The 6,744-nt window shown below is 44.2% G+C and carries 4 protein-coding genes; 3 read left to right on the top strand and 1 reads right to left on the bottom strand.

Annotated elements, in window-relative coordinates; all coding sequences use genetic code 11:
• Positions 1 to 141 precede the first annotated feature (141 nt).
• Positions 142 to 2,559, top strand: coding sequence for a leucine--tRNA ligase (gene leuS, locus ACIQ0H_RS10380; RefSeq protein ID WP_403414023.1), 2,418 nt, complete (start codon positions 142 to 144; stop codon positions 2,557 to 2,559).
• 158 nt (positions 2,560 to 2,717) lie between these two features.
• Here the strand turns inward: leuS and ACIQ0H_RS10385 are convergent, their stop codons facing one another.
• Positions 2,718 to 3,983: a BaiN/RdsA family NAD(P)/FAD-dependent oxidoreductase gene (locus ACIQ0H_RS10385; protein WP_403414025.1), complete on the bottom strand. Its 1,266-nt coding sequence runs from the start codon at positions 3,981 to 3,983 to the stop codon at positions 2,718 to 2,720.
• 120 nt (positions 3,984 to 4,103) lie between these two features.
• On the opposite strand from ACIQ0H_RS10385, the gene ACIQ0H_RS10390 reads away from it, so the two are divergent.
• A complete protein-coding gene (locus ACIQ0H_RS10390) occupies positions 4,104 to 5,720 on the top strand; it encodes a putative polysaccharide biosynthesis protein (RefSeq protein WP_403414027.1) in 1,617 nt (538 codons plus the stop codon).
• 4 nt (positions 5,721 to 5,724) lie between these two features.
• Entirely contained in the window at positions 5,725 to 6,444 is a 720-nt protein-coding gene (locus tag ACIQ0H_RS10395) for a pseudouridine synthase (protein WP_403414029.1), read from the top strand.
• Positions 6,445 to 6,744: the final 300 nt, after the last annotated feature.

A 6,744-nucleotide genomic window follows, 5' to 3' on the forward strand; every position in this document is an offset into this window, starting at 1 on the left:
TGAATGAAAATAAAGGAAGGCAACCTAAGTGCGCCACGTCCTGTGGCGACAAGGAAGGATGCTATTCAATCCTTCCCCGTTGCATGATCGACATCCTGTCGACCCGCAGATGTCACAGATTTTGAAGAGGAGGAATTTTACATGAGTTACAATCACGGTCAAATTGAGAAGAAGTGGCAACAGTTTTGGAAGGACAATCAAACATTTAAAATGACGGATGATCCGTCAAAGCCGAAATTCTATGCGCTAGATATGTTCCCATATCCATCAGGTGTGGGGCTTCACGTTGGGCATCCGCTCGGCTATATCGCAACGGATATTTTGAGCTCGTTCAAGCGGAAACAGGGCTATAACGTCCTGCATCCGATGGGCTGGGATGCATTTGGTCTACCGGCAGAGCAATATGCGCTAGATACAGGCAATGATCCTGCTGAATTTACAGCGAAAAACATTGCAACATTTAAACGTCAGATGAATGACCTTGGTTTTTCGTATGACTGGGATCGAGAAATCAATACGACAGATCCTTCGTATTACAAATGGACACAGTGGATTTTCATCCAACTGTACAATAAAGGCTTGGCATACGTTGATGAAGTGGCTGTTAACTGGTGCCCAGCACTTGGTACAGTACTTGCGAATGAAGAAGTAATTGATGGGTTATCTGAACGTGGTGGGCATCCGGTTGAGCGTCGTCCAATGCGTCAATGGGTATTGCGAATTACGAATTATGCAGATCGTCTGTTGGAGGATTTGGATGAGTTGGATTGGCCGGAAAGCTTGAAAGATATGCAACGTAACTGGATTGGTCGTTCAGAAGGTGCACAGCTGACGTTTGAAATTGACGGTACAGATTTGTCGTTTGAAGCATTTACGACACGCCCAGATACGATTTTCGGAGCAACTTACGCGGTGCTTGCACCAGAGCATAAGTTGGTTGAGAAAATTACGACAGCTGAGCAAAAAGCAGCAGTTGAAAAATATCTTAATGATGTAAAAATGAAGAGTGACCTTGAGCGTACGGATCTTGCGAAAGAGAAGACCGGTGTATTCACAGGTGCTTACGCAATTAACCCATCGAGCGGCGAGAAAATGCCGATTTGGATTGCAGACTATGTACTTGCTACGTACGGAACAGGCGCAATCATGGCGGTTCCTGCGCATGACGAGCGTGACTATGAATTCGCGAAAGAATTTAATCTGCCAATCGTTGAAGTTGTAGCAGGTGGCGACATTTCAAAAGAAGCGTTTGTGGGAGAAGGCGAACATATCAATTCTGGTTTCCTAGACGGCTTAGGGAAAGAAGAAGCAATCGAAAAAGCAATCGCTTGGTTCGTAGAACAAGGCAAGGGTGAGAAGAAAATTACGTTCCGTCTTCGCGACTGGTTGTTCTCAAGACAACGTTATTGGGGTGAGCCGATTCCAATTATACATTGGGAAGATGGCACAATGACACCGGTTGACGAAGCTGATTTACCGTTGAAATTACCGGTGACAACTGATATTAAACCGAGTGGTACAGGTGAATCACCACTAGCGAATATTACAGAGTGGGTTAACGTGGTACATCCTGTAACAGGCATGAAAGGTCGCCGAGAAACGAATACGATGCCGCAATGGGCAGGTAGTTGTTGGTATTACTTGCGCTACATCGATCCTGATAACGATGAAATGATTATCGATCCTGAACTAGCGAAGCGCTGGTTACCAGTAGATATTTACGTCGGTGGTGCGGAACACGCAGTGCTTCACCTTCTTTATGCACGATTCTGGCATAAAGTGCTGTACGATATTGGCGTGGTTCAAACGAAAGAGCCATTCCAGAAATTATTTAACCAAGGAATGATCCTTGGTGAGGGTAATGAAAAAATGTCGAAATCAAAAGGGAACGTTGTGAACCCAGACGATATCGTGCATTCACACGGTGCTGACTCACTTCGTTTATATGAAATGTTTATGGGGCCGTTGGAAGGTTCAAAAGCATGGACAACGAACGGACTCGACGGTGCACGCCGATTCCTTGACCGTGTATGGCGTCTATTGGTTAATGAGGATGGTACATTGAGTGCGAAAATCAGTGGTCAAACAGGCGGACCGCTTGAAAAAGTGTATCATCAAACGGTGAAAAAAGTGACTGAAGACTTTGAAGCAATGCGTAATAACACAGCGATTTCTCAGTTAATGGTATTCATTAACGATGGTTATAAAGCTGATTCAATTCCACAAGAATACGTGGAAGGCTTCGTTAAAATGATTTCACCAATTGTGCCGCATTTAGCTGAAGAACTGTGGGAGAAACTAGGTCATAGCGATACGATTACGTACGAAGCATGGCCGACGTATGATGAATCGAAATTGGTTGATGATACAGTTGAAATGGCTGTTCAAATCAATGGTAAAGTACGCGCGAAGATCGTTGTATCGAAAGATGTAACGAAGGACGAACTTGAGAAGTTGGCAGTGGAAGATGAGCATGTGAAAGAACTTCTAGCAGGTAAAGAAGTGAAAAAAGTCATCGCAATTCCAGGCAGACTGATTAATATTGTAGTTGCCGGATAATCAATTACGCCTCGGCGTAATTGTGTCCAAATTTTGAATTGCGCTTGCGCAATTAACTCTTTTCAAAATTTGTGACATCCTCCGGAGGATTACTTGCTTCAGCAAGATAATGAAATCCGCAGAAGAGGTGAGCCTCTTCTGCGGATTTTTTTCATGCATCATTGTTCTAAAGCAAACTCCCCGGCACTCATTCCAGCAATTCTTCCGGTCACAAGTGCAGACGTAATATTATAGCCACCTGTGTAGCCGTGGATATCCAAGATTTCACCACAGAAATAGAGCCCGTCTTTTTTACGGGAGGCCATTGTTTTTGGCACGATTTCTTTTACGGAGACGCCACCTCCAGTAACGAATGCTTTTTCGATTGGTTGTGATCCATTGACATTCATCGGGAAAGCCTTAAGTAATTTTGCTAAAGATCGCATTTTTTCAGCGGACATTTGAGCGCCGGTTTCGGTCGGATCAATGCCAGCTCGGTCGAATAAAAAGAGCAACCAGCGTTCAGGTGTGAGTCCTTTTAGCACATTTTTGACAGCCTTTGTTGAATCCTCTTTTAGCATCGCATGTAGCGTTTGAAATACTTTTTCTTCATTCATGGCAGGTAGGGAGTCGATGCGCATTTCAACGGGTTGGTTACCGTTTTTCATACGTTCTTTGACGACGAATTGGCTGCAACGTAAAATAGCAGGACCACTCAATCCGAAGTGAGTAAATAACATGTCCATTTGATGGGTAATCAGTGTTTTACCTTTGGTGTTTAAGACGGAAACCGCAACATCACGCAAGGCAAGCCCTTGTAATTCTTTTGACACGATGAACGGTTCGTTGGATAATAGTGGCACCTCTGTAGGGTAGAGTGTAGTCACTGTATGACCGGCTTTCTCGGCCCATGGATAGCCGTCTCCCGTCGAACCCGTTTGAGGGACTGCTTTTCCACCAACAGCCAAGACAACTGCGTGTGCGCGGATTTCCTCACCAGACTCTAATCGGACGCCTAGGATTTTTTCATCGTTCATCAATAGCTTTTTAACACGCGTCTCTAATTTCACTTCCACATGTAAACGATCCATTTCCGTTAGCAAAGCGTTGACAACATCTTTTGCTTTGTTTGAAACGGGGAACATTCTCCCGTGATCTTCTTCTTTCAATGCAACACCGAGCCCTTCGAAAAAGTGAATAATATCCTCATTGTTAAATACGGAGAATGGCCCATATAAAAATCGACCGTTCCCTGGAATGTTTTTCACAATTTCTTCTTGCGGCAAGCGATTCGTTACATTACAGCGTCCTCCCCCGGAAATAGCTAGCTTGTTACCAAGCTTTTTTCCTTTTTCGAGCAAGAGAACTTTGCGACCATTTTCAGCCGCAGCGATAGAAGCCATCAATCCTGATGGACCCCCACCGATGATTATGACGTCATACATATTGGAAACCACACTTTCAGTTTTTCTTTATTATACACAAATTTCGGCTAGTCATTGTGAAATGTGTCATCTGGGGGTAAACTGTATAAAGTAGATTTTTGTAGAATGGAAGGATCATACATGTCATCGAATCTTGTAAAAGGCAGTGCCATTTTGACGATCGGGCTATTTTTATCAAAAGCGCTCGGTCTATTATATCTTGTACCTTTTTATGCAATAGTCGGGAAAGATAATATTGCGTTGTACCAATATGCCTACGTTCCCTATAATATTGCGCTAGCGATTGCAATCTCAGGTGCTCCACTAGCAATTTCAAAATTTGTCTCCAAGTATAATGCGCTTGGTGATTATGCCACGGGGCGAAAAATGCTTAAGTCGGGCATGATGGTCATGGCGATAACTGGAGTTGTTTCCTTTTTGACGCTGTATTTTATGGCCGAACCACTTGCAAGGCTAGTTCGTAGCAGTGAAGACCAAGTCTTTACGGTGGATGAGATTGCAAGTGTCATCCGTTGGGTAAGTTACGCGCTACTCGCTGTTCCGCTGATGAGTATCGTGCGCGGGTTCTTGCAGGGCAATCAGAAGATGATGCCGACATCCGTCTCCCAGTTAGTGGAACAGATTGTCCGAATCGTTGTTGTCCTTGTAGGGGCATTCATCGTTGTTAACTTCATGCATGAATCACCGGTGGTAGCAGTGAATTTTTCTGTATTTGCGGCTTTTATCGGAGCCCTTGCTGGTTTAGCGGTTCTGTTTAAGTATTGGAAAAGTTACAAACCGGAGTTTGATCAACTGCTAGCAAATAGTCCCCCAGCAAGTGATGTATCCATTAAAGATATGTACACAGAAGTACTGGCTTATATTGTGCCTTTCGTTCTGGTAGGTGTCATTAACCCGCTCTATCAATTTGTCGACATGATTACATTCAATGAAGCGATGGGATCGATTGGAAAGTCGACAGTTTCGGATACGTATTTGGGTATGTTAAATATGCTTACACATAAATTCGTGATGATTCCTGTCATGGTTGCCACCGGATTTTCAATGGCACTCATTCCTGTTATTACGAGTTATTATGCAAAAAACAATCAAAAGGGAATTACTCGCTCACTCGATCAAACGTATCAAATCGTGTTGTTTTTGACGATTCCGATGGTGCTAGGCTTAATGGCATTATCGAATGAAATCTATTATTCCCTCTACGATAAGAGTGAAATGGGATCTGCCATCTTAGCAAGTTATGCACCCGTTGCCGTGTTGTTTGGATTATATACAGTGACAGCAGCCATCTTGCAAGGTATCGATCGTCATAAGTGGATTGTATTCACGTCGTTGCTCGGTCTGTTATTCAAACTGATGCTCAATATTCCACTTATTAAAGCGTTTGAAACGAACGGAGCCATTATAGCGACTGCTATTGGTTATGGCATTGCGGTTGGTATTAATATCTTAGTCATTAAAAAGACGTTGGGTTACAAATCTCAGATGGTATTTAGAAGGTTAATCCTCATCGGGGTGTTAAACCTTGTCATGCTGATCTCGGTTGTTGCTACCCTAAAAGGGTTGACGGCAATCAGTCCCGCTAGCGGAAAGATACATGCACTTCTATACGTTATCATTTGTGCCATCGTAGGAGCGGCTATTTACGGCTATTTGTCGTTCAAAACAGGTCTGGCACAGAAATTATTCGGCGATCGCTTGACGCGATTGACCAACAAGTTAGGGTTAAGGAGATAACTACATGCGGTTAGATAAATTATTATCAAATATGGGTTTCGGCTCACGAAAAGAAGTTAAACAGTTAATGAAAAAAGGTGCAGTCCGCGTCAATGCGGAAACAGTGAAAGATGCCGCGTTGCATATCGATACGCTGAAAGATGAAGTAACGATACTAGGCGAACGAGTTGTCTATAAGGAATTTGTTTATCTAATGATGCATAAACCACAAGGCGTGTTATCGGCGACAGAAGATAACAGAGATCGTACGGTTATCGATTTGTTGGATGAGGACCAACGTCACTTCGAGCCATTTCCTGTGGGCAGGTTGGATAAGGATACGGAAGGTTTCCTGTTGCTGACGAACGATGGCAAGCTAGCTCATAATTTATTGTCTCCGAAAAAAGGTGTGCCGAAAACGTATTATGCACATATTGAAGGCGTAGTGACGGAAGAGGATGTAGAGCGATTCGCGGAAGGCGTCATACTGGACGATGCTTATTTGACGAAGCCGGGTAAACTCCAAATCTTGAAGTCGGCAGAGCTATCGGAAATTGAATTGACGATTACAGAAGGCAAGTTTCATCAGGTGAAGCGAATGTTCGCGGCAGTCGATAAGCAGGTTGTCTATCTGAAGCGCCTTTCAATGGGACCACTTACTTTAGATGAAAATCTACCACTTGGATCCTACCGGGAATTGACGGAAGAGGAATTACAACTTCTTATGCAGATTTCTGAGAACTAACAAAAGCGTATGGCGCCTGCATAGATGCGACAGGCATAAGACGGACTAGCGGCGTGGCGCCCTTTGCCGCAAAGCTAGTTTGACTTATGACCCGAGCATCTGGCGCCCGGAGCTAGACAACAACGAAAAGCGTAGGGCGCCTGAATAGATGCGACAGGCATAAGACGGACTAGCGGCGTGGCGCCCTTTGCCGCAAAGCTAATTTGACTTATGACCCGAGCATCTGGCGCCCGGAGCTAGACAACAACGAAAAGCGTAGGGCGCCTGAATAGATGCGACAGGCATAAGACGGACTAGCGG

Source organism: Sporosarcina sp. NPDC096371 (assembly GCF_044762865.1).
Taxonomy (GTDB): Bacteria; Bacillota; Bacilli; order Bacillales_A; family Planococcaceae; genus Sporosarcina.

Coding starts and splice junctions, on each gene's coding strand:
- ACIQ0H_RS10385 (WP_403414025.1), bottom strand. CDS start 3,983: ATGTATGACGTCATAATCATCGGTGGGGGTCCATCAGGATTGATGGCT.
- leuS (WP_403414023.1), top strand. CDS start 142: ATGAGTTACAATCACGGTCAAATTGAGAAGAAGTGGCAACAGTTTTGG.
- ACIQ0H_RS10395 (WP_403414029.1), top strand. CDS start 5,725: ATGCGGTTAGATAAATTATTATCAAATATGGGTTTCGGCTCACGAAAA.
- ACIQ0H_RS10390 (WP_403414027.1), top strand. CDS start 4,104: ATGTCATCGAATCTTGTAAAAGGCAGTGCCATTTTGACGATCGGGCTA.